Here is a 16,366-nt window from a genome sequence, read left to right as displayed (position 1 = left end):
TCTTTCATGGCTTAGTGGCTTTTTCGCTGAGATACTGGCACAGCTCACGCACCGTAATGTTCACGTTATCGACGAACAAATCAGCCTCGATGGTGACGCCAAACTCTTTCTTCGCCAGCACCATCAGTTCAACGTAATCCAGGCTATCGAGTTTGAGCTGATACAAGGGCATGTCCGGGGTGAGATCTTCCTGCTCAAGATCCTTCGCGTCACACAGCATCTCGCAAACCTTGCTGTAAACCTCATCATAATTCGGCATGTTTATTCCTTTAAGTGATTAATTTGTATTTCTTTTTTATGAAAAATTAGTGTGTCATTCAGTCAGCGGTCCGGTTTTAAGCGTGACCGCGACGGACATCAGCGGTTCAGCGTCCTGCCATGCCTGAATGCCTGCCAGCAGCACCAGCCCGCGCTGTTTTTCGCCCATGACCAGCGTCGGCAGGATGGCGTAATGTATCGCGCCGAAACGCGGTTCCTGTTCTGTCTGCGTCAGTAATCGCGGGGAAAAATGCGTTTCATGATGCGTCTGCACCACCTGTACCAGAGTAAAAACGTCACCCAGGCGGGTCGCATGAACCGACGGTAAAAGACTGTGCACGGTTTCCAGCGTCTGCGGGGCGTTCACCAGCTGGCGAAACAGCACCGCGTCGAGAAAACTCCACGGCGGAACCACCGGACTGCCGACAGCCAGAAACTGCGTATGCAGCGTTGCCAGTTCCTGCGCGCCCAGCGTATTCACCTGCGTGACCGGTGACAGCTCCAGTGCCTGCGTCGGCGTCAGTTTGCTGCTGATGCTGGCCTGCTGTGTCTGCGCATGACGCAAGCTTGCGCTCAGCTGCACCCTGTCATCACGCAGCGTTTCGCGCACCGGCAGCTGATACAGCGTGTCGCACAACACCGGTTCGCGTAGACGGCTGGTGAACATCAGTCCGTCTGCCGTAACCCCGTGCTTTTCCCGCGAAGTACTCAGCGCCGATTTCATATCCAGCATCGCGCGCATTCCGTGAACACATAATCCGGTCAGACCAAGACGCTGCGCCTCAGCAGCATCAAAATGGATCGGATTGTAATCACCGGAAAATGCCGCCCAGCGTTCGGCATCAGACAGGCTGTAACGCAAAGTGTCAGCCGCCAGCATTATTTTCCCCTTCCGATCACCAGCGCGGCGTTCGCCCCGCCGAAGCCGAAACTCAGGTTCAGCGTGGTGTTCAGTACCGCCGGGCGATGCACATTGGGGACGTAATCCAGATCGCACGCAGGATCGGGCGCATCGAGATGGCAGGTCGCAGGTATGATCTGATGCTCAAGTGCCTGCAGGCAGATGATTGATTCAAAACTGCCAGCCGCCGCGATCAGATGTCCGGTATAGGATTTGGTGCTTGAGCACGGGGTGCTATAAGCCGCCGTTTCTCCCAGCGCAATCTTGATTGCTTCGGTTTCATTGAGATCGTTGAGTGGCGTAGAGGTGCCGTGCGCATTGATATAATCCAGATCGCTGGCGGCAATACCGGCCTGCGCCAGCGCATGGCGGATGGTTTGCACCCGCGCAATTTTGTCTTCAGCCGGTGCGGTAAAATCAAACGCATCTGAGAAATTGCCGTAACCCAGAATCTCACCGAGAATGTTTGCGCCGCGCGCAACGGCCGATTCCCGTTCTTCCAGACACAGCACCGCAGCACCTTCGCTGAGCACAAAACCGTTGCGATGCAGGCTGAACGGGCAACAGGCGCGGGTGATCGCTTCCTGTTCACTGGCCAGCGCGCCCAGCACGTCGATATTCCATACCGCCGAATCAGAACGCAGTGATTCTCCCGCACCCGCCAGCATCATGCTGGCCCGGCCACTGCGGATCAGTTCGAAAGCGTCGCCGACCGCGATAGTTCCGGTCGCACAAGCCGCAACCGGCGTGTTCTGATAGCCACGCAATCCCCACAGCAAACTGACTGCCGCCGTGGCGGAATTCGGCATGGAGAAAAAGCAGCCAAAAGGAGATCCCATACCGGTACGCAGATAGTCTTCGTAATGCAGCTGAGTTTCATCCTGGCCCGCCCAGCCGGTACCCATAATGACGCCACAGTCGCGCAAATCGTAATGTTGCTCCGGCTTGTCATCGCCAAACGCCATCTGCATCGCTTCCCGCGCGGACGCCAGCGTCAGCCGTGCATAACGCGGCAGGCGGCGACGGATCGCCGCAGGCACGCCTTTGAGCGAAGGTTCATGATCAATCAGACCGTAAAAACGCGATTTAATCCCGGCAGCTGATTTGTCGCAGTAGCGGTAACCAGGAGTGTAATCCATGATCGCGGCCCAACTTACGGCGGAGTTCAACCCCAGCGGGGTCACCGCACCGTAACCGGTCACAACCACCCGACGCGGCGTGTCTGCCGTCTGTAAAACATCCTTTTGCATGCTTTATCCTTGTTGACTCAATGTGTTGTCTTCCCCGCCACCCAGCGCCAGCCAGAGTTTCATGGTTGAATACAGGTAGTTATATTGCGTGGTTACCAGCGTGTTCTGGCTGTCCAGCAAGGTGTTCTGCGCGTCGAGCAGCGTCTGATACGCCACCGAACCGTGACGATACTGGCTTTCCACCAGCGCCAGCCGCTGCTGGCTTAATACCAGATCTTCCAGCTGTCGCTGTTTTTCCTGCTGATAGGTCAGGCGCTGCGACATGGCATTGTCGATATCCTGCAACGCGCTGTACGATGCGCTGCGGAACTGAATCGCCGCGGTTTGTACATCCAGACCGGATTGTTCAACGGTCAGCCGTACTTTGTTCCATTCGATAAACGGCAAGTTGAGCGCAGATCCAAGCGTTCTGGCCGGATTGCTGAACCATTGCTGAAACACAGAAGCCCCGGCATTCAGTGACGCATTCAGCGTCAGCGACGGATAAAAGCTCAGCCGTGCGACGTCCGAACCGGCCAGCGCCGCACGCAGATTCATCTCAGCCGACTGCACATCCGGCCTTCTGGCGATTACTTCAAGCGGTAAACGCTGCGCCACAGGCACGCTCTGATGAATATCCAGCGACTGACGCTCTGCAAGGTATTGACCCGGCGGACGGCTAAGTAAAATCGCCAGTGCATTACGGTTTTCATCGCGCTGTTGATACAAATCGCGCAGGTTGTTTTCGCGGCTCAGCACCGTTTGCTGTGCCTGCAAATAATCCAGTTGACCGAGATCACCGGCTTTCCAGCGTGACGTCACCATCACCACGGTTTTCCGCGCAATCGCCAGGCTTTGCTGCAAATTACTGATCTGCTGATTCAGGCTGGCAATCTGCCAGTAAAGCTGTGAAGTGGTTCCGATGAGCGTCAGTGCGGTGGCCTGCAAATCCTGCTCCGAGGCTTTTGCCAGCCAGTCGGACTGCTCGCGGGTGCGCGCCAGTTTCCCCCACAGATCCAGCTCATAAGAGGCCGACAGTGAGTTGGTGTAACTTTCGACCGGCGTGGTCTCGCGGCGCATATTTTTGGTGTTGCTGGCCGATGCATTGGCAGAAAAATCAGGGGTCAGATTCAGATCTGAGATACCCGCCGTCAGCAGCGCTTGCCGCAGTTTTATGCCCGCCAACGCCAGATCGTTATTGCTTTGCAACGCGGAAACAATTAGCCGTGACAGCTGCGGGTCATCAAAGTTATCCCACCAGTGCGGAGAAAATTTCGCCACGCCCTCGCCGGTATCCTGCACCCGCCAGGTTTGCGGCACCGACAGCATCGGCCGCTGGTATTCGCTTTTCAGCGCCTGACCACAGCCGGTGATCAGTAACGTCATCACTGCCATTGAGAGTAAATTCAGTTTGTTCATTCGCGTGCCAGCGCCTCTGTCGGATGCAAACGCGCGGCGTTACGTGCCGGGAAAAAGCCGAAGCCGAGACCGATAAGCGCCGAGAAACCGCAGGCTAAAAGGATCGGCGGCCAGGTGAAAATCATGGTAAATTCCTGCGTAACCTGAGAAAAAATCAGCCCTGCCACGCCGGATCCGACAATGCCGATCAGGCCGCCAAGGGTACAAATCACCACCGCCTCAATCAGGAACTGACGCATGATGTCCGCCGGACGTGCGCCAACCGACAGACGAATGCCAATCTCGTGCGTTCTTTCCGTCACCGACACCAGCATGATGTTCATCACGCCCACACCGCCCACCAGTAGCGAAATCCCGGCAATGGCGGTGATCAGCAGCGTCATTGATTCCGATGTTTTACGGATAGTCTTCGTCAGCTGGTCGTTGGTCATGGTGAAGAAATCGCGTTTGCCATGCGCCGAATCCAGCAGTTGCTCGACGTTGCGCTGGGCGACATCCGTCGGATAACCGTCAGCAATACGCAGGGTGATGGATTGCAGCGGCGTATCGCCCGACATGCGCTCCAGCAAGGAGGTGTAAGGGATCCACGCGCCGAGCTGCTCGCCGATATACTTCGGCCCTTTTTTATCCGCTACGCCGATCACCCGATAAGGCACGCCGGAAAGCTGAATAATTTCGCCCAGCGGATCCTGTCCGGGAAACAAGGTGCTGCGCACATTCGGGTCAATGATCACCACCGGCTCGCGGTCGTCGAGATCGCGGGGCGTAAAACGGTTTCCGGCAATAAAATTGAGCCCCTGCACGCGAAAGAATCCGTTACTGACGCCCGACAACGACACCAGCACCTGTTTACCGCCACGGATTGCCATTACGGTTTTGCTCACCACCGGCGACAGGCTGTCGATGTACGGCTGCCTGCCGAGCAAATCCACGTCTTCCAGCGTCAGGGAACGTTCAAAATCAGGTCGCGGTTTATCCCAGCCCAGACCGGGCTGAATTTCGATGGTGCTGGTACCGAGCTGGCTTATCTGGCTGAGAATGCTCTGCCGCGCGCCTTCACCCACCGCCATTGAGGACACCACCGAAGAGATGCCGATAATGATGCCGAGCATGGAAAGAAAGGCGCGGATCCGGTGCCCGAGCAGGGAACGCCACGCCATGCGCACCGCTTCTTTCAGACTCTGCCACATCGGCGTGCGTCCGGTGGCGGCTATTGCCGGTAATCCCTGAGATTTGCCCTGCTGCATCACCAGATTGATGCGATCTGCGATAATCTCGCCGTCGTGGATTTCGACAATACGCTGACACTGTTCGGCGATACTGCGGTCGTGGGTGACGATAATCAGCGTATGGCCGGCCTGATGCAGGCCATGCAAAATCGCCATCAGCTCCTGACCACTGGTGCTGTCGAGCGCGCCGGTCGGCTCGTCGGCGAGGATCACCGGCGCACCGTTCATCAGTGCTCGCGCAATACTGACGCGTTGCTGTTGCCCGCCGGAAAGCTGCGCGGGCCGGTAATTCATGCGGTTGCCAAGACCTAACCGGTTGAGCAAATGTTCCGCCCGCGCCTGACGCGCCGCCGCGGGCATGTCGGTATACAGCGCCGGAATAGTGACGTTTTCGAGGGCCGTAAGATAGGGCATCAAGTGATAGCGCTGAAAAATAAAGCCCAGATACTGGCTGCGCAATTGCGCCAGTTGTTCGCTGGTCGCCACATGCGCAGGCACATCCATAATGCGCATTTCGCCTTCCGACGGCTTATCCAGACAACCGAGAATATTCATCAGCGTCGATTTACCCGAACCGGACGCGCCGATAATTGCCAGCATTTCCCCGGCATTGACGCGCAGGGAAATATCTTTGAGCACCGTGACGGCGGCGTTGCCCTCACCAAAACGGCGGGAGATATGCGAAAGTTCGATGACCGGAGAATTAGCCATTTGCCGTCTCTCCCTCATTTTGCATCACCACCACGTGCTCACCTTCGCTCAGCCCGTCTTTCACTTCGACAAACTGACGGTCATTGATGCCCGCGCGGATAACCCGTTGTTCGGTCTTGTCACCGTTCACCACCTGCACCTGAAACCGGTCATCGCCCAGTGGCTGCCCCAGCGCCATCACCGGCAGACGCAGCACATTTTTGGCTTGTTCGGTGATGATAAATACCTGCGCGGTCATTGAGGTGCGCAGCAGATGGTCAGGGTTCGGCACGCTGAATACGCCGTTGTAATAGACCGCAGAAGGTTGTTGAGTCTGGCTGCTGGTGCTTTCATCCTGTAAGGCGTCGTTTGGCGCGTCCTGCAAGGTGCCCATTACGCTCTGATAACGATGTTTGGGATCGGCGACTACGTAAAACCACAGCGGCTGGCCGGGATGCACTTTCAGGATGTCGGTTTCTGAAATACGGGTTTGCACGGTCATCGTATCGACGTTGGCCAGCACCAGAATGGTCGGTGCGGTCTGCGAAGAGACCACGGTTTGCCCTTCTTTGGTGACGATGCCGAGCACCTGCCCGTCCACCGGTGCCAGGATCCGCGTATAGCCCAGATTGGCTTTCGCCGTTTCCAGCGCCATCTGCGCCTGCACAATCTGCGCTTCGTTGACTTTGATCTGCGCTTTCTGGGTATCGACTTTAGCCTGCGCCTGCTCGAGATTGCTTTTGGTGCCTGAGCCATCGCGATCCATCTGTAACTGACGTTTCAGCTCCAGCTGATATTGCGTGAGCGTGTACAGCGACGCCTGCTTTTGCGCCACGGCACTGTCGAGTTCCGCTTCGGATTTACGCAGTTCGCTCTGTTGCAGCGTCGGGTCGATTTCGGCCAGTAACTGGCCTTTTGTGACCCGGTCGCCCGCACGGACATACAGTTTTTTCAACTGACCGTTGACCTGCGCACCGACGTTGACCTGCGCGGAAGGCTTGAGGATACCGGTCGCCAGTACGGTTTTTTCGATATCCCCGCGACCTATAGCCTGTGAAACCAGCGGCGCAGCAGTGCCGGACATTATGCTATGTACACCGTACGCAGCACCGGCCAGCAGGATCAACAACACAATGATCAGTGCATAAAATACCTTGCGGTGTCCGACGGCGATTTGTCTGATCGAGAAACTCACGCCGGTTCTCCTTGCGGGGTGATAGTGGAAATCACAGTGCTCGTCGTTGCGGCTACGCGACCATTTCTCATCACACAGATGCGGTCAAATAAGGCCAGCGCGGTTTCACTGTGCGTTACGGTGATCAGAATTTTTCCGTATTCATGGCAATGACTGATCAGGGTTTGCATCACCTGCTGCGCCGTCTCTTCATCGAGATTGGCCGTCGGCTCATCCAGCACCATCACCGGACAATCGCTGTACATCGCACGTGCCAGCATCAGACGCTGACGTTGCCCCAGCGACAGCGCGGGATGGCTTTCGCGGATCAGCGCGTTTTGTTTGCCTGGCAGACGGTCGATCACCTCCGTCAGGTTCAGCCCGCGCAGCGACTTATCGATACGCAGCTGTTTTTGCGCGTCGTGTTCACGATCAAACAGCGTGATGTTTTGCAGAACGCTGGTATTGAACAGGATGTCCTCCTGACTTTGCAGGAAGAACAGCTTCTGTACCTGACGGCTGCTGACCGACTGTCCGTCGACCAGGATTTCTCCGCCCTGAGGTTCGATAAGTCCGGTAATGACTTTCAGCAACGTACTTTTCCCCGCGCCCGACTCACCGACAATCGCCAGCGTTTCGCCATGACGCACCGTCATCGACACGTGATCCAGCACCGGTTTACCAGGATCGTAAGCAAACTGAAGTTCCCGGTAGATAAGCTCCTGGCTGAAGCGGACAGGCAGCAGTAAGTCACCGGCGGCCTCTTCTCTGACCTGCGGGAACAGATCGGCGGCTCGGGTATCAATCACGTGCAGCTGATTCTTTTGCAGCACTGAGAAGAAAATCTGCGTGATGTAAGCGGTAAAAATCTGACGGACAAAGCTGTAGGCGAAGAATTCACCCAGTGAAATCCGGTTATCTTTCAGCAACGGTAGCGCCAGCAGCATAAAGAAAACCATCTCGAGGCTGCCAATCAGCTGATACAGGCTGCTTTTCACCTGCTCGTACACTTTCTGTTTCTGGCGGCAGTCAAACAGCGACAGCGCATATCCGGCGAATGCCGCCTGACGCTGGCTGTTTAGTCCGGCGGATTTGAGCGTGGCGAAACCCTGAATAGTTTCCAGCAGGAAGTCGCTTTGTTCTGCACTCTTTACCTGAACCTGCTGGGTGTAATAGCGGTCGCGGAAAATCGCCCAGACGCTGACCAGCCCCATCAGCGTGACGCCGATGGCGGAAATTCCGGCCAGCAGCGGGCTGATATAGCACATCACCGCCAGCGCAATCACGCCGACGACCCAGTCCACACGCAGGCCGTTATCCAGCTCGATTTTTTGCGCCGCCGCCATCTGCCAGTTGGAGAAACGGCTGTAGATTTCACCGGGGCTGCGTTTCTCAAAGAAAGAGAGCGTGTTGTTCAGCAACCGGGCAAAACCGCTGACGCTCTGCATCACGACAAAACGTTTGATAAACCGCTCGGTCACGCTGCGCACAATAAACGCCAGCAACGTCGAGACAACGAAGGCCAGCAGGTAATAGAAATATGGGAATTCGGTTTTGCCGCCGGAAGAGAAAACGTTGTTGATTGCCGAGCTGACCATCACCGGCATGATGAACAAGGTCAGTGATACCAGAAATGCCAGCAGCATCAGCTTGTAAATGCCGGGGATCGCCGCCGTTTGTTTCAGGCTCATGCATTCGAGCGCACGGAAACGACGCGTGCGCGGTTGTTTTTCTGCCGGCTGCGCAGTGCGCGGCGCCTCCTGATCGAGCACTACCGCGTAACCGCTGATTTCAGATTTGAGCGCGGCAATCGGCAGAAGCTGTTCGCCAATCGCCGGATTCATCACGCAGACATAGCTTCCCTGACGATAGGCTAGCAGGACATAGTGACTGGCACCGTAGTGCAAAATGGCCGGTAAAGGCAGTTCTGCCAGCTCATCGAAATCAAACGCCACCGGATACGCCGGGATCGCCAGCTCAGATAAGATGTCGCACAGGGTCGACAGCGCGGTGCCGTGGGACGATGTCGGGAAACGTTCACGTAACACTTCAAGCGGTGCGCTGATGCCCTGAGTCTCCGCCAGCATAGAAATACAGGCCAGCGCGCACTCATTCGTTTCTGCCTGATAAACCAGCTTAGGAATAATATTATCCATAATCGATACCTTAAAACGCCCTGTTTTTTTCAGTAATATCGCTGCGCTGTTGCGGATTGGTTTTCATTCATTAATAAAAAATAACGAATGTGAATGCCACAGCATCCAGTCGGTTGAGTGTTCACGAATACTTTGTTCAATAATGCGCGGCATTTTTTCTTTTAATTCTTTTGCACTGACCGGGTCATGAATAACGATATTCAACCCCTTGTCGTAATAAAGATGATAAAAAATCACCTTCGCAGACATCATTCGTGCCAGCCGGATAATACCGCTGTGTAAACTGGCAGGACGGCCAAACATCCGGCAGGATAATTTTTCAGCTTTGTCTTTACTGGCGAACTGCGTGAAATCAGGCGTGATATCCGGGAATAAAATAATATTCCGCTGGTTATCGGCTGCCTCCATGACCGACGTCATCAAATTCCCGGCAATGTTTTTATTATCTGCATGTATCGAACAATAGGTCAGATCGACGCCACCCAGTTGCCGTTCCGCTGCGGAATGTGCATCCGCGCTGCGCGAGGTGATGACCGTCGCTTTACCCGGAAACGCCGCAGCACCGACCATAGTAGTGAGTACGTCGGACACCATGTGTAATGGCGCGAGGATCACCGGCTGACCGGCGCGTTGCAGCGGCTCGACCACCGCATTGAGCCTGGCCGAGCAGTCGGCCAGCTCACGTAATGCACGGCGGTTCTGTCCGTAGGTCACCGCCTGAATCAGTAGCTGTCGCCGCTGGGTCAGCCAGATATAATCAAATTTCTTATTGTCATTCATCAGACACTGACGGTTAGACTGCGCGACCGCCGCCCGTAATTTCACATCGCGGCCTGTCAGCCCTAAAAAGCGGCTGACGTGGGACAAGGCAAAAATAACGCGATAATGCATATGCCGGAATAATAAACAATGCGCCCTGTAGCCAGTAAGCCGAAGTTTATACAAAAACCACTGACATCTGACGGTGAGGTTTTTCCAAAACAGCGCGCACCACAGGGCAACGAATTTCATTATTTCTCCGGCGCTTGATCATTCTTTAAAATAGAGAGTAATTTGTCAGAGAATGACGGAAAATCACGGTCCTGAATCGCTACCCATTTTTTGGCCACAATAAAGGTCGGGGTCGCATTAATGTCGTAATATTGCGAAACGCGGGTCATATAATCCAGCAGGTCTTTGACTTCTGCCGACTGACTGACTTTATGGTATTCATCGACATCAATCTTATTTTCTGCCAGCCACGCATCTCGTTTTGCCGCATCACCTAAATCGATGTGATTTTTCATGACCGCGTCATAGGCGCTTTCACGATGGGCTTCTTCAATACCCATTACCTGCAATGTGGCAAATACCGGTGCAAAACGCGCCAGTCCGGCCTGATTATCCAGGCTTAAGTGCAGGCGAACCAGTTTTTTACCCGCTGGCATACGTTTTTCCAGCGCCTCAACATTCTTTTCGTTTATTGCACAGTAATGACAACCGTATGAGAAGATTTCAATAATATCTTCACCATCCGTAATTGGACTTTTGGCTAATTTATCCGCCGACAACGACGTCAGAACCTGTTGTCCGTCATCGCTGGCTTGGTTGCGCACAAGGTAATGGATCCAGGCTGTCGTAATCAGCGCTGAAATAACCGCGACAAAAACAGTATACGCCAGAATGGGCAGAATTCTTTTTTTCATGGGGGGCTTTTCATCCTGAAATAATAATACGCGATGCTCACAGGGGAAATATCAGGCGGGCGTTGTATATGAAATACAACGCCCTGTCAGAAAAACAGTACAACTATTTATTCTGATTTAATAAGAAACGGATGTTTCTCAGCCTACGTTACCGCAGTTGATGATTGCTGCAGCGGTGAACGTTTTAGTCACAACGCCATTTTTATCAGTACAGGTTTTCACTGCGTTACAAACAGTTGCATCACCCACCAGGTTTAATTCAAAGCTGTTTACGCAAGTAGTGGTGCCGCCAACAATTGCGCTTGCTTCATTCATGTTGATCTTTTTCATCTGTGATATCCTTATTTAGTTAGAATTAATATAACAATAGTCTGCAGATATCGTTCACTGACCTGCTTCCAGTGACTCTCCGCACAGAGAAAACATGATAAAAACATGTCCCCTGCACTCCGAAATAATCCCCTTGAAGAAAAACATTCAGGATTTCATTATCGGATCCGGCGCATTGTAGCGGCGGTTTTTTAATTGGGCAATACACCTGAAATGACATGAAACGAGCAAAATCAATCGTTCTATTACACAGGTTGCAGGAGTTTTCTGATATAAAATCAAGATAAAACGCACCGGGCAAATTCAGACTTGCCCAATGCCAGATCTGTCTAATTTATGATGCAGGACATTTCTCAGAAAATATCAAGAATAGCGGATCCTGAGACGGCAAAATTTTTTAAAAATAATTTGAGGGAAACGTTATGCAAAGCTTTAGCGGGGACACAGGCAGGAAAATGAATAGCCGCGACCTGCAAAATTGACGGATGTTCGCCGTTATGCTTCGCTGGTTTGTGTCGTATCGGCAGCCAGAGCCACCCTGACAGACGAAGTTATTGATCTGCACGAGCGAATTCTGGGCAGTCTGTTCAGCAGGGGAAAGCAGCGGAGGAATGTTTTCCGCCACGTGCCGATCGCTTTCCTCCAGCGACTGTTGCGGGATTATGCGAATACTCATCAGGGGCTTTTTTCTGTGGTTTACGCCCATCCGCTGTTGGTAAACCGCTAATGGGCTGAGAGCGATTGGCTGATGATAGCAGCCATGAAGGTGCACTTCTGCTCAAAATTTATTCATAACCCGATTTGGACTGCCGATGCTGACGAATTTTTTGCGCCGGCACGCCGAACGGTTCAAAATCGCTGCAGATAAAGACCAACAGGTAGCGTTAACGTGAAAGGTACAACACCGGATTCAGTGATTAATCCGCAGCAGCTTGCCGGAATAAGCTCGGTTCAGGTATGGAAAAAAGAGGATTTGCAGCATGCGCAGCCAGACTGGCTGGCCGATGAAGTACCGGTTGCACTGGTCTACAACGGCATTTCGCATGTGGTGATGATGGCCTCGCCAAAAGATCTTGAAGCCTTTGCCATTGGTTTTTCATTGTCAGAAGGGATTATCGCTGCGCCGCAGGATATCTATGGCATCGATGTGGTCGACTCCTGTAACGGAATCGAAGTACAGGTCGAGCTTTCAAGCCGCCGTTTTATGGCGCTGAAGGCCCAGCGTCGAGCAATGGCCGGACGCACCGGCTGCGGCGTATGTGGCGTTGAGCAACTGGCTGAGATCGGCAAGCCAATTCAACCGCTGCCTTTTACCCAGACTTTTGATTTGCAGCATCTTGACCTGGCATTACGCCAACTGCGTCAATTCCAGCCGCTTGGCGAATATACCGGCTGTACCCATGCCGCCGCGTGGATTACGCCTGATGGTCAGCTGATGGGCGGCTATGAAGATGTCGGGCGTCATGTGGCGCTGGATAAGCTGCTCGGTTATCGCAGCCAGCAACAGTGGACACAGGGAGCAGCGTTAGTTTCCAGCCGCGCCAGTTATGAAATGGTGCAGAAATCAGCGATGTGCGGCGTCGAAATTCTGTTTGCGGTTTCCGCGGCCACCCGGCTGGCGGTTGAAGTGGCGCAGCGCAGTAATCTGACGTTAATCGGCTTCAGTAAACCCGGGCGCGCAACGGTGTATACCCACCCGCAGCGACTGATTTAGCCTACGCTAAAGCGGATAAAAAATAACCATACTAAAGGCGGGGCATTGATAACCATTTTCAAGATCATTTATTTAACTATAATGATCCGACTGCTTACGCGGTGCTAAACCAAATAATGAGTGCCGCCCAACATTAATGGAGATGATGAACATGAGCTATTCACTGCCATCCCTGCCTTACGCATACGACGCACTGGAACCGCATTTCGACAAGCAGACGATGGAAATCCATCACACCAAACACCACCAGACCTACGTTAACAACGCTAACGCTGCGCTGGAAGGTACCGAATTCGCTGACTTGCCAGTCGATGAACTGATCACCAAACTGGATCAGGTTCCGGCTGACAAGAAAACCGTGCTGCGTAACAACGCAGGTGGTCACTCAAACCACAGCTTCTTCTGGAAAGGCCTGAAAACCGGCACCACTCTGCAGGGTGACCTGAAAGCGGCAATCGAAAAAGATTTCGGTAGCGTTGATGCCTTCAAAGCAGAATTCGAGAAAGCTGCTGCTACCCGCTTCGGTTCTGGCTGGGCGTGGCTGGTTAAGAAGGGCGACAAACTGGCAGTTGTTTCAACGGCTAACCAGGATAGCCCACTGATGGGTGAAGCCATTTCTGGCGTTTCCGGCTTCCCGATTGTTGGCCTGGACGTGTGGGAACACGCTTACTACCTGAAATATCAGAACAAGCGTCCTGACTACATCAAAGCATTCTGGGAAGTGGTTAACTGGGACGAAGCCGCAGCGCGTTTCGCTTCAGCTAAATAAGATCTTCTCCTCACGCTAACGCGTGACGACCAACCGACGGAGCTGGCTTCGTCGGTTTTTTATTGCCTGTCGTTCAGCCTGCCGAAAGCGGACGCCAGCATATCCTGTTGGTTTAATCCGAATTGTTATCTGTTTCACTCTGCTAATTCTCTCTTTCTCTTCGCTAACTCTCTGTTATGTCTGGATGTCTGGATGGCTAATAACTTTTTGTGTTAGCTTATGCGCTTTCGATGGTTGTCGTGGGCAATCATTCCGATAAGAATGCGACCAACCTGGCGCTAAAATCCGAGAGCAGAAATCCTGATGACCCTGTTAAATCGCCTTGAAATGCACAACATTTCCATCGCTTTTGGCGGTTTCGCAGCGCTGACCGCAGTGGATTTCACCCTGCAAGGGGGATCGATCCATGCGCTGACGGGTGCTAATGGTGCGGGAAAATCGACGCTGATGGCGGTGCTGTCGGGGGCATACAACCATTATCACGGCGATATTTTGCTGGATGGCCAACCGGTAGCCATCAACTCGCCGCGCGATGCGAAACAGCTGGGTATTCATCTGGTGCAGCAGGAAGTGGATGTGGCGCTGGTGCCGACGCTCAGCGTGGCGGAAAACATCATGCTGGACCGGCTGGCGGAAGGCGGGCAGCTGTATCGCTGGGGTCAGATTCGCCGACAGGCCCGCGAACTGCTGGCGCAGCTGGAGGTGCAGATTGATGTCAGTCGTCGTATCGACCAGTGTTCACTGGCAGAAAAACAGCAAATCTTGCTGGCGCGGGCGTTATCTCACCACTGCCGCTTTCTGATCCTCGATGAACCGACTGCGCCGCTCGATCAGCATGAAAGCGAGCAGTTGTTTAGCGTGGTGCGCCGCTTGCAGCGCAACGGGATTGGCGTGGTGTTTATTTCCCACCGTATTCATGAGCTGAAAGCAATTTGTGACCAGCTCACGGTACTGCGCGATGGCCGTCTGATTGAAACCGGATCGATGCAAAATCTGAGTGGCGAACAGATCGTTGAAAAAATGCTCGGCCACCAGCTGGATGATATCTATCCGCCGCGCCGTGCCGATCTTCAGGGGGAAACCCTGCTGAGTATTGAAGGCCTGCACGATGATAAGCTGCTGCAGGATATCTCGCTGTCTTTGCGCAAAGGCGAAATCCTCGGCATTGCCGGCCTGGCCGGCGCGGGCAAAACTGAGCTGTGCAAAGCGCTGTTTGGCGCCAGCCGCAGTCGGGTGCGCCGCGGTGAACTGCACGGTAAGGCGTGGAAACCCTCTTCACCGCATGCCTCGGTTGAAAAAGGGCTGGCGCTGGTGCCGGAAGAGCGGCGCAAAGAGGGCATTTTTATTGATGAGCCGATCAGCATGAACCTCAGCGTCAGTGCGGATAACAGTTTCTCCCGTTTCAGCTTCTTTTCCCATGGGTCGGCGCGCCGCTGGGCTGAGAACATCATTACCCGGCTTGGTATTCGTACTACCGGGCCGCAGCAGACGCTGCGCCGTTTGTCCGGCGGTAATCAGCAAAAAGTGGCGATCGGCAAATGGTTGCGTAATAACGCCGACGTGCTGATTTTTGATGAGCCAACAAAAGGCGTTGATGTTAAAGCAAAAACTGATTTATTTGTGCTGATCGACAGGCTGGCGCGCGAAGGGAAGGGGGTCATTTATGCTTCCGGAGAATTTGCCGAGCTGGTTGGCCTGTGCGATCGCATATGCGTGCTATGGGATGGCCGGATAGTCGCCGAAATGGATGCGCGTAACGTCGACGAAGAGACGCTTTTACTTTATTCCACCGGAGGAACGCCTGCGTGAGCAGCAAAGACATTTCCCTGAAGGGGTCGCCATTATGGCGTCACCAGTTTTTTGAATTTCTCTACAAGTGGGGAATGTTACTGACGGTCGTTGCGCTGATTACCGGCTTCGGCATGGCATCGGACAGCTTCCTCGATCCCAATAACATCATCAATATTTTACGCTCCATCGCCATCGTGACGGTGATTGCCATCGGCGTGTCGGTGTCGCTGACCATCGGCGGTTTCGATCTGTCGGTAGGTTCCACGGCGTCACTGGCTAACTCACTGGTGATCTCGCTGTTCGTCTGGTACGGCTTTGGCTCGACGCAGGCGATTGTTGTGACGCTGCTGCTCTGCACGCTGGTCGGTCTGTTTAACGCCTTTATGATTGTGGTGCTGAAAATTCCCGACATGCTGGCAACGCTGGCCAGTCTGTTTGTGGTGCAGGGCGTGGCGATGACCTACAGTTTTGGCGGCTCGATTACCGAAAATATGGTGCTGCCAGGCGGTGATATGGCGGAAGGCACGATTCCTGCCGGGTTTTCGCTGCTCGGCCAAGTGCCGACCATCGTCATCATTATGCTGGCGGTGACGGTGGTTGCTCAGTTGCTGCTGTCACTGACCAAACATGGGCGGCGGATATATGCCATTGGTGGAAATCCTGAAGCGGCGCGTCTTTCCGGGATTCGTACCACCCGCTACCGTGTCGCGGCGTATGTGATTGCTTCACTGTTGGCGGGCCTCGGTGGCATTCTGCTGGCATCACGTATCGGCTCCTCTCAGGTGAACGCCGGTGGTGGCTATCTGATGGATGCGGTGGCGGCGGCGTGGATTGGCCTGTCGCTGGCTGGCTCCGGCAAGCCGAATGCGCTGGGAACCCTTCTGGGCGCGGTGATTCTCGGTGTGCTGCAAAATGGGTTGGTGATGCTTTCCGTGCCTTATTACGCGATGGACATTATTAAAGGGTTAGTGCTGGCGGTTGCGCTGGCGATCACTTATATCCAGCGCCGCTAACGCGCTGT

The 16,366-nt window shown here is 54.0% G+C and carries 14 protein-coding genes; 4 read left to right on the top strand and 10 right to left on the bottom strand.

What is annotated here, in order from left to right; all coding sequences use genetic code 11:
• Positions 1 to 4: 4 nt before the first annotated feature.
• The 10 genes from ACP3TC_RS21405 to ACP3TC_RS21360 all read right to left on the bottom strand — a co-directional run bounded on the left by ACP3TC_RS21405 (position 5) and on the right by ACP3TC_RS21360 (position 11,071).
• Positions 5 to 259 (bottom strand): acyl carrier protein, encoded by a 255-nt coding sequence (locus ACP3TC_RS21405; RefSeq protein WP_313854778.1) that lies wholly within the window; start codon positions 257 to 259, stop codon positions 5 to 7.
• A gap of 54 nt (positions 260 to 313) precedes the next feature.
• Positions 314 to 1,138 (bottom strand): MaoC/PaaZ C-terminal domain-containing protein, encoded by an 825-nt coding sequence (locus ACP3TC_RS21400; RefSeq protein WP_426817222.1) that lies wholly within the window; start codon positions 1,136 to 1,138, stop codon positions 314 to 316.
• Positions 1,138 to 2,409: a beta-ketoacyl-[acyl-carrier-protein] synthase family protein gene (locus ACP3TC_RS21395; protein WP_426817221.1), complete on the bottom strand. Its 1,272-nt coding sequence runs from the start codon at positions 2,407 to 2,409 to the stop codon at positions 1,138 to 1,140. Before ACP3TC_RS21395 ends, ACP3TC_RS21400 begins: the two co-directional genes overlap by 1 nt.
• A 3-nt stretch (positions 2,410 to 2,412) precedes the next feature.
• The gene (locus ACP3TC_RS21390) at positions 2,413 to 3,807 is read right to left on the bottom strand and encodes an efflux transporter outer membrane subunit (protein ID WP_313854784.1); all 1,395 of its coding nucleotides are present in this window, start codon (positions 3,805 to 3,807) and stop codon (positions 2,413 to 2,415) included.
• Positions 3,804 to 5,747 carry a MacB family efflux pump subunit gene (locus tag ACP3TC_RS21385; RefSeq protein WP_426817220.1) on the bottom strand — a complete coding sequence of 648 codons (1,944 nt, stop codon included), beginning with the start codon at positions 5,745 to 5,747 and terminating at the stop codon, positions 3,804 to 3,806. The genes ACP3TC_RS21390 and ACP3TC_RS21385 overlap by 4 nt, the downstream gene beginning before the upstream one ends.
• The gene (locus ACP3TC_RS21380) at positions 5,740 to 6,921 is read right to left on the bottom strand and encodes an efflux RND transporter periplasmic adaptor subunit (protein WP_390902476.1); all 1,182 of its coding nucleotides are present in this window, start codon (positions 6,919 to 6,921) and stop codon (positions 5,740 to 5,742) included. The genes ACP3TC_RS21385 and ACP3TC_RS21380 overlap by 8 nt, the downstream gene beginning before the upstream one ends.
• On the bottom strand, positions 6,918 to 9,056 hold the full coding sequence (locus tag ACP3TC_RS21375) for a peptidase domain-containing ABC transporter (RefSeq protein WP_313854787.1): 2,139 nt from the start codon (positions 9,054 to 9,056) through the stop codon (positions 6,918 to 6,920). The genes ACP3TC_RS21380 and ACP3TC_RS21375 overlap by 4 nt, the downstream gene beginning before the upstream one ends.
• Before the next feature lie 63 nt (positions 9,057 to 9,119).
• On the bottom strand, positions 9,120 to 9,881 hold the full coding sequence (locus ACP3TC_RS21370) for an ABC transporter (protein ID WP_426817219.1): 762 nt from the start codon (positions 9,879 to 9,881) through the stop codon (positions 9,120 to 9,122).
• A gap of 185 nt (positions 9,882 to 10,066) precedes the next feature.
• Positions 10,067 to 10,741: a DsbA family protein gene (locus ACP3TC_RS21365; protein WP_313854790.1), complete on the bottom strand. Its 675-nt coding sequence runs from the start codon at positions 10,739 to 10,741 to the stop codon at positions 10,067 to 10,069.
• A gap of 138 nt (positions 10,742 to 10,879) precedes the next feature.
• The gene (locus ACP3TC_RS21360) at positions 10,880 to 11,071 is read right to left on the bottom strand and encodes a DUF4762 family protein (protein WP_095922324.1); all 192 of its coding nucleotides are present in this window, start codon (positions 11,069 to 11,071) and stop codon (positions 10,880 to 10,882) included.
• Positions 11,072 to 11,984: 913 nt separating this feature from the next.
• Here ACP3TC_RS21360 and fdhD point away from each other — a divergent pair.
• From fdhD to ACP3TC_RS21340, 4 genes are all read left to right on the top strand, one after another.
• Positions 11,985 to 12,785 carry a formate dehydrogenase accessory sulfurtransferase FdhD gene (gene fdhD, locus ACP3TC_RS21355; RefSeq protein ID WP_426818312.1) on the top strand — a complete coding sequence of 267 codons (801 nt, stop codon included), beginning with the start codon at positions 11,985 to 11,987 and terminating at the stop codon, positions 12,783 to 12,785.
• Positions 12,786 to 12,936: 151 nt separating this feature from the next.
• Positions 12,937 to 13,554 carry a superoxide dismutase [Mn] gene (gene sodA / locus ACP3TC_RS21350; RefSeq protein WP_052898057.1) on the top strand — a complete coding sequence of 206 codons (618 nt, stop codon included), beginning with the start codon at positions 12,937 to 12,939 and terminating at the stop codon, positions 13,552 to 13,554.
• Between the two features lie 303 nt (positions 13,555 to 13,857).
• On the top strand, positions 13,858 to 15,363 hold the full coding sequence (locus ACP3TC_RS21345) for a sugar ABC transporter ATP-binding protein (RefSeq protein WP_426817218.1): 1,506 nt from the start codon (positions 13,858 to 13,860) through the stop codon (positions 15,361 to 15,363).
• Positions 15,360 to 16,358: an ABC transporter permease gene (locus tag ACP3TC_RS21340; RefSeq protein WP_426817217.1), complete on the top strand. Its 999-nt coding sequence runs from the start codon at positions 15,360 to 15,362 to the stop codon at positions 16,356 to 16,358. The genes ACP3TC_RS21345 and ACP3TC_RS21340 overlap by 4 nt, the downstream gene beginning before the upstream one ends.
• Positions 16,359 to 16,366: the final 8 nt, after the last annotated feature.

The organism is Winslowiella sp. 2C04, from assembly GCF_050037805.1.
Lineage (GTDB): Bacteria > Pseudomonadota > Gammaproteobacteria > Enterobacterales > Enterobacteriaceae > Erwinia > Erwinia toletana_A.
The sequence above is the reverse complement of the archived record's forward strand: the minus strand, read 5'-3'. Positions and strand labels throughout refer to the sequence as shown.

Excerpts from the sequence above, each read along its gene's own strand:
- ACP3TC_RS21360 (WP_095922324.1), bottom strand. The coding sequence starts at position 11,071 with ATGAAAAAGATCAACATGAATGAAGCAAGCGCAATTGTTGGCGGCACC.
- ACP3TC_RS21405 (WP_313854778.1), bottom strand. The coding sequence starts at position 259 with ATGCCGAATTATGATGAGGTTTACAGCAAGGTTTGCGAGATGCTGTGT.
- ACP3TC_RS21375 (WP_313854787.1), bottom strand. The coding sequence starts at position 9,056 with ATGGATAATATTATTCCTAAGCTGGTTTATCAGGCAGAAACGAATGAG.
- sodA (WP_052898057.1), top strand. The coding sequence starts at position 12,937 with ATGAGCTATTCACTGCCATCCCTGCCTTACGCATACGACGCACTGGAA.
- ACP3TC_RS21365 (WP_313854790.1), bottom strand. The coding sequence starts at position 10,741 with ATGAAAAAAAGAATTCTGCCCATTCTGGCGTATACTGTTTTTGTCGCG.
- ACP3TC_RS21385 (WP_426817220.1), bottom strand. The coding sequence starts at position 5,747 with ATGGCTAATTCTCCGGTCATCGAACTTTCGCATATCTCCCGCCGTTTT.
- ACP3TC_RS21400 (WP_426817222.1), bottom strand. The coding sequence starts at position 1,138 with ATGCTGGCGGCTGACACTTTGCGTTACAGCCTGTCTGATGCCGAACGC.
- ACP3TC_RS21395 (WP_426817221.1), bottom strand. The coding sequence starts at position 2,409 with ATGCAAAAGGATGTTTTACAGACGGCAGACACGCCGCGTCGGGTGGTT.
- ACP3TC_RS21390 (WP_313854784.1), bottom strand. The coding sequence starts at position 3,807 with ATGAACAAACTGAATTTACTCTCAATGGCAGTGATGACGTTACTGATC.
- ACP3TC_RS21345 (WP_426817218.1), top strand. The coding sequence starts at position 13,858 with ATGACCCTGTTAAATCGCCTTGAAATGCACAACATTTCCATCGCTTTT.